Origin of the sequence: uncultured Pluralibacter sp., assembly GCF_913775985.1 — a bacterium.
GTDB lineage: Bacteria > Pseudomonadota > Gammaproteobacteria > Enterobacterales > Enterobacteriaceae > Pluralibacter.
Window position 1 is genome coordinate 161,647 of record NZ_CAJYMB010000096.1, and the last position, 24,148, is coordinate 185,794.

Here is a 24,148-nt window from a genome sequence, read left to right on the forward strand (position 1 = left end):
GGATGGTTCTAGGATTTTACTTAGGTTGGATTAATCCGGCCCACAATTATCGGTAACTCTTCAGGTGCTCTGATAATACTTACTTAAAGGTAAGTAGAGTTGTACCATTTGAAAGGGAATGTTTCCAGCTGCAATTGCTGAGTAACCAGCCTGCTAGTTATAATTCATTCAATTATTCATAAGCTTAAACAAGGATAGGGCGGAATTAAGTAGGTGAGTAGCACATCGCGTCATCATGCGCCTTATCCCTTAAAATACGCGAATAAGGTCACTTAAAATATCCATATTCTCCGGCATGGATCGCGATCGCAGATAAAAAATCGGGCGGCGCCAGCGGCGACGCCCGATGCATCAATCAGGCTATCCCCGGCGCCGCGCGCGCCGGCGCCACAATCCGATGATCAGCACAATGACGATAACCGCCCCGGCCGCCATTCCCGGAATAAATACTGGCTGCGCCCGCGCCAGAAGCGGTTTTGGTCCGCCCGCCCGCACCTCTTCCACATCGGCCTCGGTAACGCTAACGGCGCTGTTGCCGTACTTCTGCAGAACAAAGTTGGCAATATCCGCCACCTGCTTGTCGGTTAATTCACCAACATAGGAGCCTTTACCGAAGCCGGGCATCAGAACATGTTTCTCCCCGACCTGGCGATTAACGCCCTGCAGGATGGTGGAGATCAGGTTTGATGGATTGTCCCTTAACGTGGCTGAGTTGTTAAACAGTGAAGGATATTCCTGCCCCCGGCTGCCGCTGCCGTCGGGTTGATGGCAGCTGGCGCAGTAGCCGCTGTAGAGTGCCTCGCCGCTATTAAGGGTGTGGTTGACGTTGGGAGGATTGGCACCGCGCAAATTTAGCTCAACGTTATAGCGGGCCTCCCGGGGAACGGCTGACTCACTTTTGTTTCCTTCACTCTTATAGGGCGCGGCCTTCAGGTAGGCGGCAATCGCCTGCAGCTGCCGATCGGTCAGGTACTGAAAGCTGTGCTCCACGGCTTCAGCCATCGGGCCGGCAGCCTGCGCGCGGCCTGTTGCGCGGCCGGTTTTCAGGTATGACACCAGCTCCTGTTCGCTCCAGTCACCGATCCCTCGCTCGGGATCGGCGGTAATGTTGGGTGCATACCAGGAGCCCAGCTGCGCGCCTTCCAGAAAATGAGAGTTGTCCTCTGCCAGCAGGATATTGCGCGGCGTGTGGCAGGTTCCGCAGTGGCCGGGGCCCTCTACCAGTTCTGCCCCTTCGTTCACCTTCTCTCCTTGCGCGGGATTTGGCGTAAAGCGCGCGTTGTCGAGAAAGATCATGTTCCACATGGCCAGTGAAAAGCGAATGTTGAACGGGAAGGGGAGATCGGTCTGATGGGCCGCCGGCTGATCCACGGGCGCCACGCCGTGCATAAAATAGGTATAGAGGGCGTGGATCTGGTCGTCGCTCAGGCGCGTATAGGCGGTGTAGGGCATTGCCGGATAGAGGTGGGCACCGTCTTTGCGGATCCCGGTACGCAAAGCCGCGGCGAACTCGGCTTCCGAATAGCTGCCGATGCCGTATTTTACAGAGGGGGTAATGTTGGTGGTGTAGATGGCGCCTACCGGCGAGGCGATACCGTATCCTCCGGCAAACGCTTTTCCCTTCCCGGGCGTATTGGTATGGCAGGCCATGCAGTCCGAGGCAACGGCAAGTGCCTTGCCCTGCGCAATCAGATTATCATCGACGCTTTCCGCGGCGTGTGCCGCGAAGCCGCATCCCAGCAGCAGCGCCGCCGTCAGCGAGTGGGATAATGTGTTCATTTCCCCTCCAGATCGCGAATCACGTCACTGGCCGCCTTCAGGCTAAGCGCTGCCATGGTTAACGTGGTATTGACCACGCTGGCTGAGGCCATCGCTCCTCCACCCGGGATCCACAGATTAGAATGATCGTGGGCGCGGCAGTTGCCATCCACCACCGACGTCTTCGGATCGCTGCCCATGATGTGGCCGCCCATAATGTGGTTATTGGCGTTCAGCGCGTCATTAATGACAAACTCTTCGGCATCAAACAGGTCGCCTATCTGACGCAGCTGGGTTTTCACCACTTCCAGCCCCTTGCGCACGTAGTCCCCGACGTCATAGTGGATGTCCGGGCACGCCAGGCCGTGCTTGTCTTTACGCGTTGTACTCAGGGTCAGGCGATTGTTCGGATCCGGCAGCGGCTCCAGGCTTATCGAGAGATCCACCGATCGGCTGGCGCGATCGCGAATTTCCTCCTGCAATGCCTTACCTACCGTGCCCTTTTTCAGAACCTCAATGGCGGAGGGGATCACCCGGTTGATGTTGTTAACAATAATCTTGTTGGCAGAGTGATCGGCCCGGAAATCGCCGTCGCGATAGCCCACCATGCAGCTGCTCTGCGCCGGGCCGCGGCCAATCCACAGCGGCTCGCGGGCGAGAAATGAGCAGTGCAGCCCGGAGTGGTCCATCATGTTGCGCCCCACCTGATCGGAGCTGTTGGCAATGCCGTTCGGGTTTTGCTCATTGGCCGCCAGCAGCAGCAGGCGGGGGTTTTCAATGCCGTTGCAGGCCAGCACGAAATTTTTGCCGGTCGCCCGGTGGGATACGTGTGCGGTGTCGTACCAGTGAACGGCGGTCACGCGGTTGCTCTCCCCGGTATCGATTTTGTAGACCACGGCTTCGGGGATCACTTTCGCCCCCTTATGCTCGGCCCGCTCAATATGATGAATCCCGTTGTACATCGCGCCGATGGGGCAAATCGGCTGGCAGTTATTGTTGCCGCAGCAGGTAGGCCGCTCCTGCCAGGGGCGGGTGCTGCGCCCCTGCGGGATAGGCACCGATTTAAAACCGTGAGGATTGACTATCTCCGCGATGCGCCGGTCGCCGTAGGCCCAGGGAACCATGTCCATCGGATAGGGCCCGCTGCGCTCGGAGGGCGACTGCCACGCCGGATTGTTCGGTCCGGCTACGCCAATCTCCTCTTCTGCTTTGGCATACCACGGCTCAATTTCCCCATAGGAGATGGGCCAGTCTCGCCCGACGCCGTATCGCGATTGCATGCGAAAATCATTGGGGTGGTTGCGCCAGCAGGAGGCCGCCCAGTGCCATGTTGTCCCGCCGACCACCCGCAGGTAGCCCTGTTTGAAGCTGGAGCCATTGGGGCCGGTGAGCTTGATGTAATCGTTTTCCGGAAAGTAAAGCGGCGCGGTGGCGTACTCCGACTGGGGATAAAGCCCCTGGAAGTCAGAGCCTGCGCGATTACGCAGCGGCATATTGCGCCAGTTCTCCACCACCTGACCACGTTCGATGCGCGGCCCCGCTTCAAGCACCAGTACCGAATAGCCCTGGCTCACCAGCGCATCCGCCATCAGGCCGCCGACGATGCCGGAACCGACAATCACCACGTCGGCTTCAGCGTCGCCGTTGGTATTTATTATTGGGCTTTTCACGCATTGCCCCCTTCATTTACAGACGCGACAGGCAAATCGGTGGCGGGTATGGAAGGCTGGCGTGTCACTCCCGGCGGCAGTTCGGTCCACCAGAGGGGGCCGAAGGCGCACCAGGTCGGAACAACCAGAGCATCCTGCACGGTGCGGTACATTAGCGCCTCTTTATAGGCAACCAGCCGGCTGTCGTCGACGCTGGCGGGATCGACGGTGCCGGTATACCACGCGGTGTTGATCGCCAGGATTAATCTTTCCAGTCCGTGCTCCCGGGCCAGCTGGATAAAGTTCTGAGCATCCGCAGCCTGTTGGCTAAGGGCATAGAGCGTGCTGAGCTGCTGGCTCAGCTGCGGAAAGCGCGCGTGCAGCGCCGAAAAATAGCGGGCTGAAAGCGCGACGTCTAACTGGTCAAACTCGGTGATTTTTTGTGAAATCTGCAAAAACTGGGCGTACTCCAGCGGCGCGGCTGTAACTTGTGCGCGTTCCGCATGCGCGATGGTCGAATAGGGCAGCAGGCTGGATGTGACCATGACGGCCGCCATCCTGGCTATCGCCTCTCTTCGCGTTAGCGAGGTGTGTAAAGACATACTCAACTCCATAATAATAAATCAGTACATTTTTATTCTTGCTTTTCACCATGCCCTGAGATGCCCTTAGCTATGAAGACTAAGCGGCGAAAATAAATAAAGGCGTAGAAAACGAGCAAGGGGTACTTAATAATTTAATATCGTAAATTATTTTTAGGACCATTTACCGATGTTGATTTTTTTTACAGGATTATTTGAAGGTTATGTCATATCCAGCCGTAACAGAGCATGAATAATCAATAAAGAGAAGCTCCCTTAAAGTAAACAATCATAGCTACACATTATCATTATGGAATTGCTCTTTTTTACCATTAAAGTGCATTTCGTTGTGATGCAAGAGTAAGGATGAGGGAGTAGCAAAACAGAACGCGGGCCAGGTAGTTTTGCCTGCATGGTCGTTTTTGAGGCGATGGACTTACCCCGGTTGCTGATGCCAGTAACATCCCGGGGAATTTGTTCTCCTGCCTCATTATTCGATCTGCGGTCTCATCATTACGGGATCAGCGCGAGCGCTGATCAACGTATCAGACAAGGATTGAGCCACTCGAATTATTTGGGCGATAAGCGGCCGGTTAAGCCGCCACAGCCCTTCATCAGATTACTTTTGATCCTTCAACCGACGTATCAGCACCACCGGTTTCCGTCGGCGAAAAGTCGCACGCTTTCGGTAGCAGGAACGTGATGCTCCCGGCCAGCAGCAGCGATACGGCAAGCGCACAGACCGCCACATTCTGCCCGTAGAGGTAAACCATGACCCCCACCAGATATGGACCGCAGAACCCCCCGAGGTTACCCAGGCCGTTAATTACCCCGCGGGCGCTACCCGCCACTTCTGGCGCGGCAATACGTCCGGGAATTGACCAGAACGGGCTGGTGGCCGATTTGAGGAAGAAGCCGCAAACAATGAGGGCAATGTAGGACGCCACCACATGCTCGCGCAGGATCACGGAAGCGACCAGCGCCGCTGCAAAGGAGTACAGCGAGAAGCGGATCCACAGGCGGCGTTTGCCGCTCCGATCGCTGAACAGCGAAATCACATAAATGCCCACCAGAGTGGCGACAAAGGGCAGTATAGCCAGCATCCCAACGCTGGCCATGCTGCCTCCGGTAAGATTTTTTAGGATTGTGGGTAACCAGAGGGTGTAACCATAATCTCCCGTCTGGTAAAAAAAGTTAAGAATGACCAGACGCACCAATCCTTTGTTGCGGAACACGGCTTTCAATGGTGCTTTACTCACGGGTTCCAGACTTTCACGGGCTTTACGTTCGCGGCCTAACTCAGTAAGCAAGTACTCCCGCTCTCTCTCCGGGAGCCAGGTCGCCTCTTCCGGTCTGTCGCTGATAACCAGCCACCAGATAGCCAATATCACCACAGAGAGCAATCCTTCGATGATAAACAGCCAGCGCCAGTCAAGTGCGGCAATAATCATGCCGGAAACCGGGGCGGTCAGTATTCCGCCAAGCGGGGCAAACATCATGACGAATGCGTTAGCCCGGCCCAACTCTTTTTCCGGGAACCAGTTACTGACAATCGTCAGTACCACCGGCAACATTCCCCCTTCCGAGACACCGAGGATAAAGCGCAATACCAGCAGCTGGTATTCATGAGTAACAAAGCCGGTAGCAATGGAAACTATCGCCCACACCAGCAGGGACCAGGCAATAAAGCGCTTTCCGCTGCCGTAAACTGCAATTCGTCCGCCCGGAATTTGCAGGAATAAATAGCCAATAAAAAATATGCCGCTGGCAACGCCGGCCATCTGGCTGGTGATACCTAAATCTTGCTCCATACCGCCGGGTAAGGCAAAGCTAATATTGACCCGATCCATAAATGACATAATACAGGCAATAAGTATTGGTGCGATAATACGCATCCAGCGAGTTCCTGGTATCTTATCTTTCATATTAATTTCTCGGCTATAGTAGCTACAACCAAAGTGTTTCTGATTGCGACAGGTAAAGAGTAAAAGTAAAAATATCGGTTAATAATATTTTATTTAATTAATCCGGGGATATCTTTGTGCTGAAAATAACCATCGAGATTATCTAATACTGACTGGCTCATTGCCTGGCGCGTTTCTACCGTGGCGCTCGCCACGTGGGGCTGTAACAATACATTGTCGAGAGAGAAAAACGCCTCTGAGACATGCGGCTCATTTTCAAACACGTCAAGCGCGGCCCCGGCAATCACATGGTTCTGTAGCGCCTCAATCAGCGCCGGCTCATCCACCAGACTGCCCCTGGCAATATTAATCAGCCACGCATGTTTTGGCATTACGCTAAATACGCTGGCGTCGATAATTCCGCGGTTTTCAGCACTGCCTGAGGCAGCAATAACCAGATAGTCACTCTCTTTAGCCAGCGTGCGCAGATCGGCGTGCCACGGATAATCCAGGCTGCTGTTGCGATGGCGTGCCGTGTACTGGATGGTCATATCAAAGCCTTTTGCCCGGCGGGCAATCGCCTGGCCAATATTCCCCATGCCAACGAGGCCGATACGTTTGCCGCTAACCTTGGTTGCCAGCGGCGGCGGGGTGCTCTCCCAGCGCCCTTCACGGACGAAACGATCTCCCTGACTCAGGCGGCGGCTGCTTGCCAGCAAAAGCCCCATCGCGAGATCTGCAACATCATCCGTTAGCACACCCGCTGTAATACCCACCTGGATATTACGCTTTCGCGTGATGTCGAGATCGATCGCATCGGTACCCACGCCAAAGACCGCAATCACGCCTAACTGAGGCAGCTGATCCAGCACCTCACGGGTAATGCCCACGTCACCGCGGGTGACCACAGCCTGAATTTCCGCACCGCTACTGGACAGAAAATCGGCAATATTTGCTTGCTCATACAGGCGAAAAACCCGGTAGCGCTCATCCAGTGCGGCCTGTAAGGCGTCCATCACGGGGGCGACAAGTAAAACAGCTGGTTTACTATTTTTGTGCATAATCACGATCCTGTCTGAAGGAAAACTGCGTATGCCCTGTATCAGACGTTATTTAACAGCTCATTTTTGTGATCGTCGTCACGGCGGGGGGTGTTAAAAAAGGGTGTTACAACTAGCGTGATCGGACAGGCATTTCTTAAAAACTTAGGTGGGCTTTAGTGAATACAAGCTATGGAGCATTGAAAATAAGGGTTAAATAGTTTCCCCCATGGATAATCGATAATGCAGATCCACGCGTTCAATTGTTGGCAACCCCTTTATTTTCTTAATTAAGATTTCTGTGGCTACCTTGCCCATCTCAAAACGCGGGGTCAGCACGCTGGCCAGTTTTGGCGTGGTGACCTGGCCAATTTCCAGCCCGTGGAACCCGGCAATCGCTAATTGTTCAGGCACCTTGATACCGCTGGCATGGCATTCACGCAGTACCCCCACCGCAAGGTCGTCATTAGTGCATAATATCCCGTCCATTCCTGGATACATCTGGCGTGCCAGGGTCATCATGCCGGCGCCGATAGTGACAGAAGAGACCTTGCCGGGGGAAATGCGGCCGGGTTTAAGCCCCACCTCAGCCATCGCCTGGCAGTATCCTGCATAGCGCTGCTCGTCCCGCACATCGGACATCGATCCAAAATAGATTATCTGTTGCTTACCGCTGGCCAGCAGCATACGGGTCATATCCAGCCCGGCACGTTGATTATCAAAACCCACGTTAATTCGCCCAGGGTTCTCCGCCAGCCCCATCACCTCTGCAACGGGGATCCGCGCATTGCGCAGGTATTTCTCTGCCCTCATGCTGTGTACGCTTTCCGTCAGCAGCAGGGCTTTCACGTTAAAGGCCAGTACTGTGGCAATTTGCTCCTCTTCCTTCTGGCTGTCGTAATCGTAGTTCACGACCAATGTCTGATAGCCCTGAACGGAGGCAGCCGCTTCAACCCCTGACAGTAAATCGGCAAATATCTGGTTATTAAATGAGGGAACAAGCACGCCAATTCGCTCGATAGCATTGCTGCTAACGGTCGGATTATCCGGATCGGGCTGATATCCCAACTCTTCTATCACGCTGGCAATACGCAGGGCAGTTTCTGATTTCACTTTTTCAGGCGTGCGTAAATATCGGCTGACGGTCATTTTTGTTACGCCGGCCAAAGTGGCAATATCATTTAGTGTAATGCGCTGCACTTTCATCATTTCTGCCAGTGATTACCGGGATCGAGCCTTTCATTATGCCTGCCCGGGGGGTAAATGGAAATCGCCGCATCGGGCCACAACAGAGGCTAGATGCGGCGATTTTCTGGGGCGGATCGCAAAGTCGGTAACCTCGTTTCGTAACATTTTTTTTAGTGATCTATCTCACAATCTCAGGTGGATAAAAACGGTGAGATAGATGGTACTCAATCCGTTGTTTCCGCTCTGAACCCTCAGTAACACCGGGTAAGGAATACATATTGGTCCTGAGGATAAAGAATTTAATCGCGCCGGCATTCAGAAACTCCGTAACTTCACTGAGTTGCCAGTCAATGATCACAATGCCGTAGCGGCTGTCTGAGGATCGAAATTATGGCAGGTCAGAGCATTATCATAATGGGCGTATCCGGTACGGGAAAATCCACGGTGGGCCTCGCGCTGTCCAGGGCCTTGAATGCGAAGTTTATTGACGGGGACGATCTGCATCCCCGCCACAACATCGACAAAATGGCATCCGGACAAGCGCTTGATGACACCGATCGCCAGCCCTGGCTCGGCAGGCTGTCGGATGTGATCTACAGCATCGAAAAGAAAAATGAGATTGGGGTGCTGGTCTGCTCAGCATTAAAAAAAAGCTACCGGGATCAACTGCGTGCTGGCAATCAACATGTTCATTTTGTGTGGCTACACGGCCAGTTTGGCATGGTCATGGAACGTATGCATCAGCGTGCGGGTCATTTCATGCCTGAATCTCTCCTCCAGAGCCAGTTCTCTACCCTTGAAGCCCCGGGACAGGATGAACCTGATGTCATTGCAGTCGATATCACGCCTTCCGTCGACAATATTGTCAGTCTGTGTATTACCCATCTATTCCAACATCCCACTTCCCAACTCTGAGACATTATTATGATTATTGATGCATTAATCTCTTCGGCGGAAAATAAATTTTACCCGGCAGCGATTCGCCAGTTGCTGGAAACCATTATTGAGAGTAACCCGTACGAGCTCCCGGAGGGGCATTATCAGGTTAAAGATAAGCAGATGTTTTTTAACGTCGTTGCCGGAGAAACGAAACCGCTGGAAGTGCAAAAGCCAGAGTTTCATCGACAGTATCTGGATATCCATATCGTATTAGAGGGCAGCGAAGTGATTGGCGCCGGTGTTCAGGGGCTCCCGCTGACGTTAAGCGAGCCTTTCAATGACAATCACGATCTCGGCTTCTGCGCGGCAATTCCTGGCGAAACGTTGATTCATCTGCAGCCGGGCGAGCTAGCGATCATTTTTCCCGGTGAGTTACATCGCCCGATGAGTACATGCGCGACGCCGGCAGCATTGCGTAAAATTGTCGCTAAAATAGATACTGCACTACTGGCATAGTCCTGGTAAAAAGTTTGCAATAGCGCCGGGTATCCACATCCAGGAGAGTGAGAATCTCATAATAACAGGGAAATTTCCCTGCTTGTGGCCCGGTTATATTGTGATTAACAGCACTGAACCAACAGCACTAATCAGTTCTTGCCAGAAGGCTCACCCTCCCGTTTAATCAATCTCATCCTAAGAAAAAAGCAGGTTCCTGCATGTGCGTAAATCCCACGCTTAGCCATGATTTAGATAAATGGGTTAACGCTGATAACGCAATAGTCGCCATGCCAAAAGAGTATCCGGCTGGCCACTATATCTCCCGGCATCAGCACGATCGCGGCCAGCTGGTGTACGCAGCATCGGGCGTGATGGAACTCAGAACTGCCGATGAGTATTGGGTTATCCCTCCACTGCGCGGAGTATGGATCCCGCCGCATGTCGAACATGAAATGACTACCCGCACGCAGGTATCTTTAAGAACGCTGTATGTGAACGTGGATGCGTTCGCAGATGCTCTACCGACCAAAGCCGAGGGCGTAACTATCTCTCCGCTGCTCAAAGAGCTACTTGCCTGCGCTGCGGCATTTCCGGTGAATTATCCGGCTGGCAGTTTTGAATCACGCCTGCTTTCCCTTGCTCTGGAAGAGATGCGGCGCGCCGTAGAAACAGGCCTGCGTCTGCCGACAGGTAAAGATAAAAGATTACAGCGGTTATGCTTCGAATTATCAAAAAAACCGGGGGATCAGCGCTCACTTGCGGAGTGGGGGAGATTCGTGGGGGCAACGGCAAGAACCCTGACGAGGCTATTTCAGGCTGAAACAGGTATGCCGTTCACCGCCTGGCGACAGCAGCTGCGCATTATTGATGCCGTCCCCAGATTGATATCAGGTGAGCGGATTGGGCGCGTTTCCGAAAGTCTCGGTTACAGCTCGCAGGCATCATTTACGGCGATGTTCAAACGCGTGACGGGAAAAGTGCCGAGTTTCTATAGCAAAGCATAAACTGGCGCATTCGCGATAAATAGCGTCCTGAACGAAGAATACGTCATTACACTCCTCATTATAATAATCAAATAATACAGAATACCGGGAGTGCATTGCTTATGGCTGCGTTAAAGCTATCGCCGAAAGGAACATATCTTGTTTTAGTTCTGGCATCGACATTTTTGCAAGGGTCGTCATTCGTCAGTACCAAAGTTATTATAAGTGATATCCCACCTTTATGGACGGCTGCCGGACGATTTTTGGTAGCTGCGCTTACGCTAATTCCTGTGGTAATAATTCAGATGCGTAAAGCGCATTTAAAATTAGCCTCCTTACCCTGGGGTAAACTCGTCATTATTGGGGCGCTGCAGACTGCGGGCGTCATGGCATTTCTGAATATGGGATTAGTATCAATCGCACCGCCTACAGCGGCAATTATTATGGCGAGTAACCCGCTGCTGGTCATTATTCTCGCCAGACTATTTCTTCACGAGCGCTCATCTTTATCTACAATTTTGGGAATGATCATTGCGTTTGCTGGCGTTGTTATCTGCATTGGTATTCCTGATGGCAGGCAGGAGGGGACGGGAGTCATGTTGGTGATTCTTGCTTCGTCATGCTGGGCCTGTGCAACGGTTTTCAATAAAAAATGTCAACTTCCGCTTTCACCCTGGATTATTACATTCTGGCAGATGTTACTGGGATCGTTATTTCTCTCAGTAGCAGCGGCGCTGGGCGAAACCGCGCCGGCACTGCCCTCTACGCCGTATCACTGGCTGATGTTCCTCTGGCTGGCTATACCCGCCTCGACGGGGGCAATGGGACTCTGGTTTGCCGCTCTGCGTCTCGGCGGATCCGTGCAGACCAGCGGATTCCTCTTTCTCTGCCCGCTGTTCGCCGCACTAATCGCGTTCATGCTTTACGGGCAAACGCCCTCCACCCACCAGTTATTCGGAGCCCTCATCATAGCCGCCGGGCTGGTTGCGATGTCGCGCCGTCGCTGAGTAGCGCCGCAGCGCGCGGGGCTTCAGGTGCACACTTGCCTACTCCCTGACAGCTCCCGCCTTTGTCCTCATCTCAGGCATAGTAATCCGCTTCACCGCCGCAATTTTAGACAGCGCTTCAAGATCCTTGGCCGCGATGGTTCCGCCGACGCTGTTGCCGTAAACAGCGTTCACGGTGAGGCCGGCCTTCGAGAGAGCGCCGCGCAGGCGATCGATGTCCCCCTCAACGATAATATCGACGTTAAGTAAGGGGGCAGGCGAGCTCTGTCCGGCTGCGCTTGTTTTCCCCGGCTGCCGGGATTTTTGCTGTTTAGCCTGCTCCTTTAAGCGGTACAGCGGCGGCGACAGCTTGAGATCGTCGCGGGTTTTTGTTTTTTCCGCCGCAGAGCGCGGCTGCGTGCCCAGCAAGCGCACATCGTCAGCGCTGCTCGTGTGCCCGCCGTTGAGAACGGCAGAATGGGCAGCAAGGCTTGCCATACCGCAAACAGCGGCGACAAGCGCGGAATTTCTGATCGTCTGATATCGGCTCATACAGTCCTCTTCAGTCTGGTGATTAACGCATCGGTATTTTATAGCATATCCCGGCAGGGCATTAGCGATCGGTAGCCAGGTACCGTAGCGGGCTGCGTCACGCAGGTTTCACCACGCCCTCATGCGGTGTGTGGAGGTTGCCGAACGTTAAAAAGCCCACCCGCAGCGCGGATGGGCTTGATGCAAACATGCCCGCAGGAGCAGCTTTATTGATGCGCGGTGCGCAGCGTATTTATGGCTTTCTCCGCGTTGATTAAGCCATAGCCGGAGACGTAGTTATAGCTGCCTTGGGTCGGCGCCTTGCCGATAGCGGTTGCTGTCTGACGCAGGGTTTTATAGACATCTTCCGCTGCAATACCCGGATTATCCTGCTGGATCAGCGCCGCAACTGCCGCGGCGTTCGGCGCGGCTGCCGATGTCCCATAGAACCGGTAAGTTGATTTCAGATTACAAGCCGGATCTTTGAAGACGCGCAGCGAGGCCGCGCCATCCTCGCTACCGAAGAAGCTGGTTGATACACCGTCAATTGCCGTAGCGTCCGGCTTGTTCGGAATGACATTAATGGCATTCCCATCGGCATCAAACAGCAGCGGCGAGTTGCCGTGAGACGAGAAGGGTTCCATCTGCGTCGTTGACAGCGCAGCGTTACACTGCGGTGTTTCGGCGAAGTCAGCGGCTCCCAGGGTAAAGGCCGCCGGTGCGGAGGCATGACCGAAAATAGAGCCCCGGCCTGTCGCAAAGGCAGGATCGATACTGACATTCTCAATGCTCAGCACGGTAATGTCGGTCGGCTTCACGCCCTCAAGCTGGAATATCTGCAGGCCATATTTCCCGCCCGATAAATTCCGCGGGAGCAGATATTGCAGCAGAATAACGGGGTCCTGACCCAGTTCCTGGGTTTCACACATGTTCTGGCTATTGATGGCCGTGCCATCAGCTTTCGTTATACAGGCCATAATTTTGGACTGGCTGCCTTTTTTGTAAGACTGCCCCCACCAGATACCCACCATTTGTGGAGATTTGTGCGTATTCGCCAGATAGACAGGCAGCACGGTGGCGTTATTTTTACCCACGTTGAGTACCTGCGCATTACTCAGGCCTGTCGGGCTTTTAGAGGTTGGGGTATAGGGTGTGAAGCGGGCGCTGCTGGTGGTATAAACCGTGGCGTCTTTATTACCGGAGCTGTCCGTTAAGGTGTAGTTACCGGCCGCTGAAAAGTAGGTAACCCCTTTTTTAACGACCCGGGTTGCGGACTCGCCGATAATCCCTGTCTCATAAGCCGGTTCGGCAAGGAAGCTGAGATCGTCGACAATCACGTTTGCGCCGGCCCCTTCGTGACCTGCTGAATCGAACTGGCCCTTAGGCAGCGCCAGCGTCTGGATCCCCTGAGCAAAATCGGTTTGTGTTTGCGGTGCATAGAAAGCAATTTTGGCATCAGGTGCAATATCGTGGACAAGCTGCGCCATAGCGCGACCTTCATCCTCGCCGTTATCGATGCAGTTGGGCTCCTCTTTGACCACATAAACGTCGGCGGGCAGCTCGCCATTATTCACGTCCGTCGCTTCAGAGATCGTTCCGGGCTCATTCCTGACGGCAATACAGTTGAACGAGTCAGACAGGATACCGACGGTTATTCCTTTCCCGGTAGGCGCATTTTTAAGGGTTTCTTTAACCTTTTTACTGTATTCAACAAAATCAGCCTGGTTATCCACAATACCGGCATGTTTTTTCACGATCGGCAACGTAATTCGCTTTACCTGTGCAATTTGCGACAGCGCCTCAAGATCGTCTGCGGATATTGTTCCCCCCAGATTATTGCCGTAGGTGGAATCAACGGTAAATCCGGCGGCGTCAAGCTCGCCCCGCACGCTGTCCACGCTGCCGTTAATGACGATATCGACATTGATCAGCGGCGTATTTTCTACCGCCCGCCGGGTTCTGCTGGTGGTTTTTTCCTGCGTGCTTTTTTCCTGTTTAGCGTACTCCTTCAGCCTGAACAGATTGGGCGACAGTTTAAGGTCGGCATCCGTTTTTTGGCTTTCCTGCGCTTCTGCTGCTGCCTGGGTTTGGGTGCCCAGCGCAAAGGCCTCGGCTATCCCTTTATTACCCGTATTATTCAGCTCTTCTGCCTGTGCAGAAAAACCCACCGAGCCGCAGATAACGGCAAGGGCGAGGGCTGACTTCTTGAGAAATTTATACTGTTCCATTACATACCCTGATTGTTTGAGATGAAAAAATAAGAAGAAATGAAAGGTATGGTGATACGTGTTTATTATGGTTACCGATGAAAGCTGGCGTTTTTGGTGTGGTTATTTACAAAAGCTGACCTTTCAAAAGGAATATAGATGAATTAAATTGAAATGCCAAAGCTGAATTTCTTATATCCTGACGAGGAGTAAGTAATTACACCTTTAATCAGGTTATTTCATCTCTGAGGGGATTTTTTCAGGCACGATATTTTCGCTGGGGTAAACAAGGCTGTGAGCCAGATTAATATGCATAAAAAATATATTCATATATCCATAAATAATGGCGGTGGTCACAGGCTGGCGGGTTTACCTCTGTCTACCCGCCGCTATTTATAGCCGCCCCACCTCAATGATTCACCGCCGGTGCCGCATTAATCCTCACCCGCAGCAGCGCATAAGGTTTCTGGCGCAGGTCTTTACCGCCGTTAAAGTTCGGCTGGCGGTGTACCTGGTTGACGGTGAAATAGAGGTAGCCGTCCGGGCCGATAGAGAGGGTATCCGGCCAAAGGATTTGCGGGCCGTGGGCAATAGTGGTCCACTCGCCGCCTTTTGGCAGCTTGCGGATCGCGTTTCGCTCGTAGTCTCCCGCATAGACGGCGCCCGTGGCGTCTGCCTCCAGCCCGTCGGAGGCACCTTTCTCACCCAGGTCGCGCACTGCGGCAGAGAGCTTACTTTCGCTCACGCCCGGATCGCGAAGCAGCTTCGTGGGTACGGCGAACAGATGCCGTCCTGAGAGCGGGCTGTAATACAGCGTGCTGCCGTCCGATGAGAGGGCGATGCCGTCCGATGCCACGCTAAAGGGCGCGGTGCTGCCGTCGGCATTGCGCACCGCCAGCGTTTTTCCTTCAACCATCGGCACAAACCCTTTTTCCGGCGAGGTGGAAGGATCGCCGCTGAGACGCCGCACCGCGTTGCCCGTGTCCAGATCCATCACAATAATGGCGCCCGTTCCGGAGAGAGAGGCATCCGTGACGTAGGCAACCCCGGCTTTGCCGACGCGGAAGTCGAAGCGCACGTCGTTAACGTAGGTCTGCGGGTGAATAACGTCGGCGGGAAAGACCAGCGTCTTAATCACCTTGTTCGTCTTTAAGTCGATAGCCACCAGCTTGGCGCCGCCGGGGATCGGCGTGGAGAATTTCGGTGCGGCAGTGTCGAGAACCCATAAATGCCCGCGCCCGTCGGCCACTACGCTTTGCACGCTGAGAAAATGGCTGGCCGGCTGCCGGGCATCTTCCTGATTTATCTGCAGGTCAGGGTAGGGGACAACCTGATTGCCTTTCAGCTCGCCCACGGTAAACGGCACGTCGTCCCCCCAGCGGGGAAAGTTGACGAAAATGCGGCCGGACTCAGCCACCGTGACTCCGGTAGGCATGGCGCCGTTAAAGGTGGCCACCACTTCGGGATGGCCGATAGGCCGGTCCGAGGGCAGCGCCGACAGGGCAATGGGTGAGGCCGCCCCTGCGGGCAGCGCGCCGAAAGTAAATCCCGCGACCACAAGCGAAGCGGCCAGCCGTTTTAAGCGTAATCTGTTCATGAGATCCCTTCTGTGCTGGTGAAAAGCGGCGCGCAGGCGGGCTGCGTACCGCAAACTGTTTTGCAGCAGACGCAAGCGCCAGGCCATTATTTTTCGGGAATAGCCAGCGGCACGCCCTTCTGCCCGGCGTAGAACACAATCAGCGTCGCGCCTTCCTTACCGCTGGTGCCGCGATGTATTGTGTCCACCGTTTCGGCTAAGACTTCCCCTGCGTGATAAACCTTTTTCTCGCCGGTGGCCTTTTTCTCAATGGTCAGCTCCCCGCTCTGAATATAGGCGGCGCTGGGGATCGGGTGCTTGTGCCAGGCCAGCGCTGCGCCGGGGGCAATGGTGATTTTAAGCACCGTCAGCTGCGGCACGCCGCGCGGATAGGCTTTGTAATAGGCTCCGTCCCAGGACTGCTGCGTCTCCAGCAGCTTTTCCACTTTCGCGGACGGCGCGTCGTCGGCGCGTGCGGTAGCGGTATGGGCGGTAAAAAGAAGCGCGGCGGAAAGAGAGAGGGCGGTGAGTGCTGATTTCATTGTAGCTCCTTGGCGGCGCGTCGATAACGCGCCGATGTTATTAACAAAGACTGCCTGACGAGCTTCACGCTGCATTCGCTACGGTAGCGGGTGGCGCGCGGGCTCTTCAGGGGCATGTAAATAATCCAGAGGAACGGTAACAATATTAACGAAAATTTCAGGATTAAAAGAGTTCTCTAAATCATCGGCAAGTATCAAGGTTAATAGCGGATAAAAAAACGGCGGAACAGGCAGAGTAAATAACGCGGCACAATATATTATTCCCTGTCTGCATAAGCGCTTCCGATATTCAATGTATTATTGATTGTCGACCAGTAAAGCATTACGCCACATGGAAATAATTATCAAGCCAAATTAGCGCCCGCCGCATGTAATGCATTTATTTCTGAATGGAATAATATATTGCCTGCAGGAATTAACGGAATAAAAACAGGGTCAGCGAGATAAATAATATTTGGGGTCTGATTAAGATGCGGAAATACGATCCGTGTCCGGGTCGGGTTGCCGCAGATGCGGCGCCTACTCTGCTTCCCCGGCAACCTCCTGCACAATCGCCTTCAGCGTTGCTACTCCGGCTGACAGCACCGCCTCGTCCCAGGCTACAAAGCCCATCACCAGGCCATTCCACGCGGATTTATCGAAACAGAAGCCGGACAGCGCGCGCACGGAAAGCTGCTGCTGGCGGGCTTTTTCCACCACCCGCACGTCAGATATCGTCCGGTGCAGATGAAACACCAGCAGGGTGCCGGCCTTGTGATCCCGCACGGAGCCAAATTCCCCCAGCTGGTCACGCAGGCAGTTCAGCAGATGCTGGCGGCGCTGGGCGTAAATTTTGCGCACCCGGCGCAGGTACTTGTAGCACTCGCCGTTGAAAATAAATTCGGCCAGCACCCGCTGGGGCAGCATCGACACTTTCGCCTGCGCCTGGGCGTGGCGAAAGGTGGCAATAAGCTGCGGGGGCAGGATCAGATAGCTGATGCGCAGCGAGCTTGAGAACAGCTTTGAAAAACTGCCGATATACAGGGTGCGGCCAATTTTGTCGAACGCCGCCAGGGCCGGAATGGGGCGGCCGCCGTAGCGGAACTCGCTGTCGTAATCATCCTCGATGATCCAGCCGTTATGCTTCTGCGCCCAGTAGATAAACTCCATCCGCCGCCCCACCGACATGGTGCCGCCCAGCGGAAACTGGTGCGACGGCGTGATGATTGCCAGCCGGCTCTGCGGATGGAGGGCGCTGGCCTGCGCGCCGTCATCGTCGACGGGCAGGCGGTGGGTGCGCCGGTGGTTGGCCTCGATACAGCTGCGCACCGGCGAGTAGCAGGGATCTTCGATATTAAAAATGTCCCCGTCCCGGGAAAGGGTATTGATGCAGATCTCCAGCGCTTCCGTGGAGCCCGCGGTAATAACGATCTGTTCCGGCTCGCACGCGATGCCGCGCCATTCATACACGTGCAGCGCAATCGCCTGGCGCAGCAGCTGGTTAGCGCGATCCGCTTCGCCGAACATCATGGTATTCGGCTCCTGGCGGCAGAGCCGGGAAATGGTCTTTGCCCACTGGTGAACAGGAAACAGCGCGCTGTCCAGCGCTCTGGCGTCAAACAGCGCGTTTTCGCCCAGCGCCTCAGCCGGGTGCAGTTCGCGGCGCGCGGCGCGCGGCACACGGGCGTTGTGCTTCAGCTCGCCCACCGCCTGCACCCGGTAACCCGCGCCGCGCACGCCTTCGATATAACCCTCAGTGAGTAGCTGCTCGTAGGCGTTGACCACGCTGGATCGCGAAATGCCCAGCTCGACGGCCAGGGTTCGGGTGGCGGGCAGCGGATCCCCTTCGTTCAGCGTCCCAACCGTAATTTGCTCTTTGACCGCCTCATAAAGCTGGCGAAACAGCGGCTGCTGGCGCGAGCGGTCGAGGCTAAAAATCAGCGGATGGGCCTTCTTCATAAAATTGGTCTGCTCAAAAATGACTAAATTGGATATTAAACAAATACCCATTATTTGTGATGATTAGCGTCAATCCGTAGTACTCACTTCTGCATGATTTTCACAGCGTCCTTCACGGGCGTTAATTGTCCCTGGACAGGAAAATACCCATGGCGAAATCAGCCTCTCATCTACTCTCTATCGAATTAAAAAGACGCTCTTTCCTGAAGGCTTCTGCCGCTGCCGGCGCTGCTGCGAGCGTTGCCGGTCTGCCGTTTAAGGCGCTGGCGCAGGATACCGACACGCCGCCTTCACCGGTGAAACCGGAGACCAAAATCATCTCCGGCACCTGCACCAGCGACTGCGGCAGCCGCTGCCTGCTGCGCCACCACGTTGAAAACAACGTCGTGGTGCGCACCGAAACGGACGATCTGGCGCCGGACACCGAAGAGTTCCCGCAGGCCCGCGCCTGCCTGAAAGGGCGCTCCACCCGCCAGCGTCTGTACACGCCGAACCGCCTGAAATACCCGATGAAGCGCGTCGGCAAGCGCGGCGAAGGCCGCTTCGAGCGCATCACCTGGGATGAGGCGCTTGATACTATCGCAGACTCGATTAAACATATACGCCAAAAATATGGTAACGAGGCCATTTATACTCACCACGGTATGGCTTTGATCGACTCCGCCGTCAACAACACCTGGTGCAGCATGTCGCCGTTTGCGCGCATGATGAACCTGTACGGCGGCTACCTGGAGTTCCACGACTCCTACAGCTCCTCGCAGATCCACGCCGCCTTTAACAGCCTGTACGGCACCTACGAAGGCAACACGCCCGACGACATGATCAACACCGATCTGGTGGTGAACTTCGGGCAGAACTACGCCGAAATGTCCCTTGGCGGCAACGTCCAGTTCTACGGCATCCAGCGGGATCGTAAAAAGCGCAACTACAAGATGGTCTACATCGATCCGCGCTATTCCGATACCTGCCTCGGCCGCGAAGATCTGTGGATCCCGATCCGTCCGGGCACCGACGCCGCTCTGGCCGCTGGCCTGGCGTGGGTGATGATCACCGAAGATCTTGTGGACCAGGCGTTCCTCGACAAATACTGCGTCGGCTACGACGAGAAAACCCTGCCGGAAGGTGCCCCGGCTAACGGCCACTACAAAGCCTACATCCTCGGCGAAGGGGAAGACGGCACGGCGAAAACCCCGCAGTGGGCAGAAAAAATTACCGGCGTGCCGGTGGCGACGATCGTCAAGCTGGCGCGCGACATGGCGGCGGCTAACCGCTGCTGCGTGATTGCCAGCCGCGGCATCAACCGCCACATCAACGGTGAAAATACCGTGCGCGCGGTCTGCACCCTGGCAAGCCTGACCGGCAACGTCGGTATTTCCGGCGGCAACACCGGCCTCGCTACCGCCGCGTGGCAGATGCCGTACCCGTCCACCCTGCCGGTTGCGCCGAACCCGGTGAAGAAAACCATTCCGTGCAGCAAGTGGGTAGACGGTATTCAGCGTCCGCTGACCCGGGCAAAAGACGGCCTGAAAGGCGGCGAAAGCACCACCACGCCGATCAAGTTCTTCTGGGGCTACGGCACTAACGGCCTCGCCAACATGCACCCGGACATCAACCACGTCACCAAGCTGGTGGCCGACGAGTCGCTGCTGGAGATGATTGTCATCATCGACAACCACATGACGCCGTCCGCCAAGTTTGCCGACATCCTGCTGCCGGATCTCTCCTCCATCGAGCGCGAAGAAATTGTCGCCACCTCGGTGAACAGCGGCACCGACCTGCGCATTTACATCAAGCCGGCGGTGACGCCGATGTTTGAGAACCGCGACTGCTACACCATCTGCGCCGGTATCGCCGAACGCCTGGGCATCAAAGACGAATTCACCGAAGGCCGCAGCGTGCAGGACTGGCTGCGCTGGATGCACCAGAAAGCCGAAGCCAACATGCCGGGCCAGATCCCGTCCTTTGAGGAGTTCCGCGAGAAAGGGATCCTGAAAGTGAAGGGCAAGCCGATTGTCGCGCTGAAAGACTTCCGCGAAGATCCTGAAGCGCATCCGCTGAAAACCCCGTCGGGCAAAATCGAGCTTTATTCCGCCCAGCTGGTGGAAGAGAGCAAAACCCTGGAGCTTGAGCCCGGCGAGAAAATCACCGCGCTGCCGGAGTACCTCAAAGCCTACCGCGGCTACGACGACGCGCTGGCGAAGAAATACCCGCTGCAGCTGGTGGGCTGGCACAGTAAAAAACGCGCCAACTCGGTCTACGACAACGTCAGCCTGCTGCGCGAATTCCCGAACCAGCTGTGGATCCACCCGGTGGATGCCGAGGCACGCAACATCAAGCACGGCGATCGCATTGAAGTGTTTAACGATAAAGGCCGCCTGACCATTGAAGCCAAAGTCACCAACCGCATTATGCCCGGCGTCACCGCAATGCCGATCGGCGCGTGGTACAGCCCGGACAAAAACGGCGTGTGCCACAACGGCAGCATGAACGTTTTAACCTTTCACGGCTTCTCCGCCTACAGCAAAGGTTCCGCGCAGCACACCAATCTGGTTGACGTAAAACTCTGGGAAGGTCAGGAATAATTTATGAGCAAGCAATATGGTTTTTATGTCGATACCGATAAGTGCGTAGGCTGCAATACCTGCCGGGTCGCCTGTAAAGACTTTTACAATCTGGATCTCGGGCAGAACTACCGCCGGGTGCTGGATTATGAAGGGGGCAAATGGACCCAGCGCGACAACGGCTGGGAGCCGGAGGTGTTCGCCTATTACGTCTCCATCTCCTGCAACCACTGCAGCGAACCGGCCTGCGTCAAGGGCTGCCCGACCGGCGCAATGCACAAGCGTGAAGACGGCTTCGTGGTGGTGAATCAGGACGTCTGCGTCGGCTGCCGCTACTGCGAAATGCGCTGCCCGTACGGCGCGCCGCAGTTCGACCACAAGAAAAAGGTGATGAGCAAATGCCACGGCTGCTTTGACCGCGTTGCGGTGGGCAAGCTGCCTATCTGCGTGCAGTCCTGCCCGCAGCGTGCGCTGGACTTTGGCCCGATTGAAGAGCTGCGCGCCAAATACCAGGGCAGCGCTGACGTGGCGCCGCTGCCGTCGCCGGAGCTGACCAAGCCTAACGTCATTATTGCCGGCAACAAAAATCTGCGCCCGAGCGCGGATACCGCAGGGAACCTACAAAACAAAAAAGAGATACTGTGATGATGGATAACCTACCACTGGTTTTTTTCACCGTTCTGGCGCAAGCCTCCGTCGGTTTATGCCTGGCGCTTTGCGCCATGCGCCTTGCCGCACCCGGCAGCGTGTCGCGCTTCTTTACCCGCGGCTACATTACGGCGCTGGTGCTGCTCTCCGTCGCGGGGATGGCCTCCTTTGGCCACCTCGGCCGCCCGATGCGCGTGCTTAACGTGTTCCTCGGCCTGGGCCACGCCTCGCCGCTGAGTCTGGAAATTATCGGCGTGATACTGTTCGGCGGCTGCCTGGTGCTGGCGCTGCTGTCCACCCTGGTGGCGCAGCAGAAATGGCTGACCCTGGCAGCGCTGCTGCCGGCCGCGGCCGGTCTGGTGTTCGTTTTCGCCATCTCCCACGTTTATAACCTGGACACCGTCAGCCCGTGGAACTCCATGCTGACGCCGCTGCAGTTCTACGTGACCGCGCTGCTGCTGGGCTTCTTCGTGGCCTGGCTGCTGCGCTCCCCGGACAGCAAGCAGCAGGGCGTGGTGCTGGTCGGTATCGGTATCGCCATCGCCGGCCTGCTGATCCTCCAGCCGTCGATGTTCATGTACTACGGCGAGATCCAGGCCGGCGCGCTGGAAGCCTTTGTCCCGGCGTTCCCGCTGCTGCGCTTTGTGCTGCTGGCCGCGGCGCTGGTGCTGTGGTTCGTCGCCCTGCACAAAGAGCGGGCGCACTGGGTGCTCGGCTTCGGTATCTGCGGGCTGCTGTTTGCCTCGGAGCTGCTGGGCCGCGCCTACTTTTATGACTTGCTGAACCTCCGGTTACTGTAACCTTCGTTTCACGATGTGTACGTCAGGTATTTATGTCGCAACAAACTATTGCCCGACATGATACGGATGACCATTTCCCCGGGCTCCTGCCGGAGCTCGGGATAATGTGTCAGTCGTTATATGTCATCTTTCACCAGTCGCCCACAGCCGGCCAGCTTGAAATGCTGGACGGCTTTGCGCTTTTTAACAACCACTTCCAGGCGCGGAATAACCCGCAGGCGATCGCCAGCCTCGCGGCGCTGCAGGCGCTGTGCCAGCAGGCCGATGCAGAGCAGATCCATACCCTGGCCGCTGATTATCAGCAGCTGTTTATCGGCCCCGGCGATCTCGCCGCGCCGCCGTGGGGCTCGGTCTACCTGCACCCTAACAAAGAGATGTTTGACGACTCGGCAGTGGAGGTGGATCGCTTCTATCGCCGCCACGGTCTGGCGCTGGATACCGGCGTTAACGAACCGGCGGATCATATTGGCCTGATGTTCGCGTTTCTCGCCTGGCTCTGCGCCCGGGATCTCGACGAGCGCTACAGCAACCCCGGCTCGCAGCGCTGGAAGACGGTCATCGGTGAATTTACCGGCGACTATCTGCTGACCTGGTCCGGACACTTTTTGGGCCTCGTAAATCAGCGGGCGACCACGCCGTTTTATCAGCACGTCGCCGTGCTGGCGGAAGCGGTTATCGCCGAGGTTGCCGCCTACAGCGGCGCGGTGCGCAAACCCGCCATTATCTATTAACGGAGCGATCCGCTTGCATCCAAGACGCGCGTTGTTCAAAAAGATCAAGGACTCTGCGGCGCAGCTCGTGCCGCAGACCCGGGCCATCCGCCCGCCGTGGGCCGTCAGCGAGGGCCACTTCCAGAAGCGCTGCACCCGCTGCGGAGACTGCGTCACCGGCTGCCCGCGCAAAATCCTGCACTACTCCACTGAGCAGGATCTGGCGCTGCGCTTCTATCCGGTGATGCTGCTGGAAAACAACGGCTGTGACTTTTGCAGCGCCTGCGTCACCCGGTGCCAGACCGGGGCCCTCAGCCTGACCGAAGGCCGCAAGGCTCAGGCGCTGGCCGTCCTCAGCGGGATGTGCGTCAAGCAGTACGGCCAGTACTGCACCAACTGCGCCGACGCCTGCCCGGCGAACGCCATCAGCAGCGCGCCCGGCAGCATTCAGATTGACGCCGCCCGCTGCGACGGCTGCGGCGAATGCACTCTGGCCTGCGGCGAGCGGGCGATTGCGATGGAGAAACGGCCCGCGGATCTGCCGCCGTCTCCCTGAACGACTCCGCGCGATATATCGGCGCGTTTTCAGCTTCAACCCGATACGGGCGGCGTATATCGCCGCCCGCATTTTTCCTGCAATCGTGACCCTGGCGACCAATCGCTCCTGCACGTAATTCCTCCGTTCGCCCCCGGGCGCTATCCTTAAGCTGTATTGTGTTTTCCCCTTAGTTACACCACGGAGGCTCAATGACCGTTCTGCGAATTGTGGCGAACCTGCACACCGACGACTTCAGCCGGGCGCGCGGGTTCTATCAGGATATTCTCGGGCTTGAACTCATGATGGACCACGGCTGGATCCAGACCTTCGGCAGCCGCGCGCAGATGCCGGTGCAGATAAGCCTCGCCGCCGGGGGCGGTTCCGGCACGCCGGTACCCGATCTCTCTGTCGAGGTGGACGACGTGGACGCGGTACTGCAGCGGGTAAGGGCAGCGGGTTACGCCGTGGAATACGGCCCGGTAGATGAACCCTGGGGCGTGCGCCGCTTCTATGTGCGCGATCCGCTGGGCAAGCTGATCAATATTCTTTCCCACTGCAGCGAGCCGTTAACTGTGAGTCCGCTCAATTAACGCCGCGCGGCGCGTTGCCTGCTGCCCGCGTACAGGGTAAT

21 protein-coding genes are annotated in these 24,148 nt (G+C 56.0%); 10 read left to right on the forward strand and 11 right to left on the reverse strand.

The features are described from left to right. Positions 1-360: 360 nt before the first annotated feature. The 6 genes from QZ766_RS11590 to QZ766_RS11615 all read right to left on the reverse strand — a co-directional run bounded on the left by QZ766_RS11590 (position 361) and on the right by QZ766_RS11615 (position 8,138). A complete protein-coding gene (locus QZ766_RS11590; protein WP_297201972.1) occupies positions 361-1,779 on the reverse strand; it encodes a cytochrome c in 1,419 nt (472 codons plus the stop codon). Beyond that, on the reverse strand, positions 1,776-3,428 hold the full coding sequence (locus QZ766_RS11595; protein ID WP_297201975.1) for a GMC family oxidoreductase: 1,653 nt from the start codon (positions 3,426-3,428) through the stop codon (positions 1,776-1,778). The genes QZ766_RS11590 and QZ766_RS11595 overlap by 4 nt, the downstream gene beginning before the upstream one ends. Continuing rightward, on the reverse strand, positions 3,425-4,009 hold the full coding sequence (locus QZ766_RS11600; protein ID WP_297201978.1) for a sugar dehydrogenase complex small subunit: 585 nt from the start codon (positions 4,007-4,009) through the stop codon (positions 3,425-3,427). Before QZ766_RS11600 ends, QZ766_RS11595 begins: the two co-directional genes overlap by 4 nt. 593 nt (positions 4,010-4,602) lie before the next feature. Beyond that, positions 4,603-5,913: an MFS transporter gene (locus tag QZ766_RS11605; RefSeq protein WP_297201981.1), complete on the reverse strand. Its 1,311-nt coding sequence runs from the start codon at positions 5,911-5,913 to the stop codon at positions 4,603-4,605. An 89-nt stretch (positions 5,914-6,002) separates the two neighbouring features. Continuing rightward, complete coding sequence (locus tag QZ766_RS11610) at positions 6,003-6,953, reverse strand: 2-hydroxyacid dehydrogenase (protein ID WP_297201984.1); 951 nt, start codon at positions 6,951-6,953, stop codon at positions 6,003-6,005. A gap of 192 nt (positions 6,954-7,145) precedes the next feature. Next, positions 7,146-8,138, reverse strand: a complete 993-nt coding sequence (locus QZ766_RS11615; RefSeq protein WP_297202322.1) for a LacI family DNA-binding transcriptional regulator — start codon at positions 8,136-8,138, stop codon at positions 7,146-7,148. A 372-nt stretch (positions 8,139-8,510) separates the two neighbouring features. Between QZ766_RS11615 and QZ766_RS11620 the strand changes: the two genes are divergently transcribed. From QZ766_RS11620 to QZ766_RS11635, 4 genes are all read left to right on the forward strand, one after another. Beyond that, a complete protein-coding gene (locus QZ766_RS11620; RefSeq protein WP_297201987.1) occupies positions 8,511-9,035 on the forward strand; it encodes a gluconokinase in 525 nt (174 codons plus the stop codon). 9 nt (positions 9,036-9,044) lie between these two features. Then, positions 9,045-9,515, forward strand: coding sequence for a YhcH/YjgK/YiaL family protein (locus QZ766_RS11625; RefSeq protein ID WP_297201990.1), 471 nt, complete (start codon positions 9,045-9,047; stop codon positions 9,513-9,515). Positions 9,516-9,715: 200 nt separating this feature from the next. Further along, a complete protein-coding gene (locus QZ766_RS11630) occupies positions 9,716-10,501 on the forward strand; it encodes a helix-turn-helix transcriptional regulator (protein ID WP_297201993.1) in 786 nt (261 codons plus the stop codon). Positions 10,502-10,602: 101 nt separating this feature from the next. Continuing rightward, positions 10,603-11,487: a DMT family transporter gene (locus tag QZ766_RS11635; RefSeq protein WP_297201997.1), complete on the forward strand. Its 885-nt coding sequence runs from the start codon at positions 10,603-10,605 to the stop codon at positions 11,485-11,487. Between the two features lie 39 nt (positions 11,488-11,526). Here the strand turns inward: QZ766_RS11635 and QZ766_RS11640 are convergent, their stop codons facing one another. The 5 genes from QZ766_RS11640 to QZ766_RS11660 all read right to left on the reverse strand — a co-directional run bounded on the left by QZ766_RS11640 (position 11,527) and on the right by QZ766_RS11660 (position 18,260). Continuing rightward, a complete protein-coding gene (locus QZ766_RS11640; protein WP_297202001.1) occupies positions 11,527-12,018 on the reverse strand; it encodes a hypothetical protein in 492 nt (163 codons plus the stop codon). 206 nt (positions 12,019-12,224) lie between these two features. After that, positions 12,225-14,225: a S8 family serine peptidase gene (locus tag QZ766_RS11645; protein ID WP_297202004.1), complete on the reverse strand. Its 2,001-nt coding sequence runs from the start codon at positions 14,223-14,225 to the stop codon at positions 12,225-12,227. A 388-nt stretch (positions 14,226-14,613) separates the two neighbouring features. After that, on the reverse strand, positions 14,614-15,801 hold the full coding sequence (locus tag QZ766_RS11650; protein ID WP_297202007.1) for an L-dopachrome tautomerase-related protein: 1,188 nt from the start codon (positions 15,799-15,801) through the stop codon (positions 14,614-14,616). 86 nt (positions 15,802-15,887) lie between these two features. Beyond that, positions 15,888-16,322 (reverse strand): cupin domain-containing protein, encoded by a 435-nt coding sequence (locus QZ766_RS11655; RefSeq protein WP_297202010.1) that lies wholly within the window; start codon positions 16,320-16,322, stop codon positions 15,888-15,890. Between the two features lie 519 nt (positions 16,323-16,841). Then, positions 16,842-18,260 carry a PLP-dependent aminotransferase family protein gene (locus QZ766_RS11660; RefSeq protein ID WP_297202013.1) on the reverse strand — a complete coding sequence of 473 codons (1,419 nt, stop codon included), beginning with the start codon at positions 18,258-18,260 and terminating at the stop codon, positions 16,842-16,844. A 149-nt stretch (positions 18,261-18,409) separates the two neighbouring features. Here QZ766_RS11660 and QZ766_RS11665 point away from each other — a divergent pair, with 149 nt between their 5' ends. From QZ766_RS11665 to QZ766_RS11690, 6 genes are all read left to right on the forward strand, one after another. Continuing rightward, positions 18,410-20,842 (forward strand): DMSO/selenate family reductase complex A subunit, encoded by a 2,433-nt coding sequence (locus QZ766_RS11665; protein ID WP_297202016.1) that lies wholly within the window; start codon positions 18,410-18,412, stop codon positions 20,840-20,842. 3 nt (positions 20,843-20,845) lie between these two features. Then, positions 20,846-21,466, forward strand: a complete 621-nt coding sequence (locus QZ766_RS11670) for a DMSO/selenate family reductase complex B subunit (RefSeq protein ID WP_297202019.1) — start codon at positions 20,846-20,848, stop codon at positions 21,464-21,466. Further along, positions 21,466-22,269, forward strand: coding sequence for a DmsC/YnfH family molybdoenzyme membrane anchor subunit (locus QZ766_RS11675; protein WP_297202022.1), 804 nt, complete (start codon positions 21,466-21,468; stop codon positions 22,267-22,269). Before QZ766_RS11670 ends, QZ766_RS11675 begins: the two co-directional genes overlap by 1 nt. A 104-nt stretch (positions 22,270-22,373) precedes the next feature. Continuing rightward, a complete protein-coding gene (locus QZ766_RS11680) occupies positions 22,374-23,000 on the forward strand; it encodes a molecular chaperone TorD family protein (RefSeq protein WP_297202025.1) in 627 nt (208 codons plus the stop codon). A gap of 13 nt (positions 23,001-23,013) precedes the next feature. After that, complete coding sequence (gene napF / locus QZ766_RS11685) at positions 23,014-23,535, forward strand: ferredoxin-type protein NapF (RefSeq protein WP_297202027.1); 522 nt, start codon at positions 23,014-23,016, stop codon at positions 23,533-23,535. Between the two features lie 191 nt (positions 23,536-23,726). Next, positions 23,727-24,107, forward strand: coding sequence for a VOC family protein (locus QZ766_RS11690; protein ID WP_297202030.1), 381 nt, complete (start codon positions 23,727-23,729; stop codon positions 24,105-24,107). The last annotated feature ends 41 nt before the right edge of the window (positions 24,108-24,148 follow it).

Excerpts from the sequence above, each read along its gene's own strand:
- QZ766_RS11590 (WP_297201972.1), bottom strand. The coding sequence starts at position 1,779 with ATGAACACATTATCCCACTCGCTGACGGCGGCGCTGCTGCTGGGATGC.
- QZ766_RS11600 (WP_297201978.1), bottom strand. The coding sequence starts at position 4,009 with ATGTCTTTACACACCTCGCTAACGCGAAGAGAGGCGATAGCCAGGATG.
- QZ766_RS11605 (WP_297201981.1), bottom strand. The coding sequence starts at position 5,913 with ATGAAAGATAAGATACCAGGAACTCGCTGGATGCGTATTATCGCACCA.
- QZ766_RS11610 (WP_297201984.1), bottom strand. The coding sequence starts at position 6,953 with ATGCACAAAAATAGTAAACCAGCTGTTTTACTTGTCGCCCCCGTGATG.
- QZ766_RS11615 (WP_297202322.1), bottom strand. The coding sequence starts at position 8,138 with ATGAAAGTGCAGCGCATTACACTAAATGATATTGCCACTTTGGCCGGC.
- QZ766_RS11620 (WP_297201987.1), top strand. The coding sequence starts at position 8,511 with ATGGCAGGTCAGAGCATTATCATAATGGGCGTATCCGGTACGGGAAAA.
- QZ766_RS11625 (WP_297201990.1), top strand. The coding sequence starts at position 9,045 with ATGATTATTGATGCATTAATCTCTTCGGCGGAAAATAAATTTTACCCG.
- QZ766_RS11630 (WP_297201993.1), top strand. The coding sequence starts at position 9,716 with ATGTGCGTAAATCCCACGCTTAGCCATGATTTAGATAAATGGGTTAAC.
- QZ766_RS11635 (WP_297201997.1), top strand. The coding sequence starts at position 10,603 with ATGGCTGCGTTAAAGCTATCGCCGAAAGGAACATATCTTGTTTTAGTT.
- QZ766_RS11640 (WP_297202001.1), bottom strand. The coding sequence starts at position 12,018 with ATGAGCCGATATCAGACGATCAGAAATTCCGCGCTTGTCGCCGCTGTT.
- QZ766_RS11645 (WP_297202004.1), bottom strand. The coding sequence starts at position 14,225 with ATGGAACAGTATAAATTTCTCAAGAAGTCAGCCCTCGCCCTTGCCGTT.
- QZ766_RS11650 (WP_297202007.1), bottom strand. The coding sequence starts at position 15,801 with ATGAACAGATTACGCTTAAAACGGCTGGCCGCTTCGCTTGTGGTCGCG.
- QZ766_RS11655 (WP_297202010.1), bottom strand. The coding sequence starts at position 16,322 with ATGAAATCAGCACTCACCGCCCTCTCTCTTTCCGCCGCGCTTCTTTTT.
- QZ766_RS11660 (WP_297202013.1), bottom strand. The coding sequence starts at position 18,260 with ATGAAGAAGGCCCATCCGCTGATTTTTAGCCTCGACCGCTCGCGCCAG.
- QZ766_RS11665 (WP_297202016.1), top strand. The coding sequence starts at position 18,410 with ATGGCGAAATCAGCCTCTCATCTACTCTCTATCGAATTAAAAAGACGC.
- QZ766_RS11670 (WP_297202019.1), top strand. The coding sequence starts at position 20,846 with ATGAGCAAGCAATATGGTTTTTATGTCGATACCGATAAGTGCGTAGGC.
- QZ766_RS11675 (WP_297202022.1), top strand. The coding sequence starts at position 21,466 with ATGATGGATAACCTACCACTGGTTTTTTTCACCGTTCTGGCGCAAGCC.
- QZ766_RS11680 (WP_297202025.1), top strand. The coding sequence starts at position 22,374 with ATGTGTCAGTCGTTATATGTCATCTTTCACCAGTCGCCCACAGCCGGC.
- QZ766_RS11690 (WP_297202030.1), top strand. The coding sequence starts at position 23,727 with ATGACCGTTCTGCGAATTGTGGCGAACCTGCACACCGACGACTTCAGC.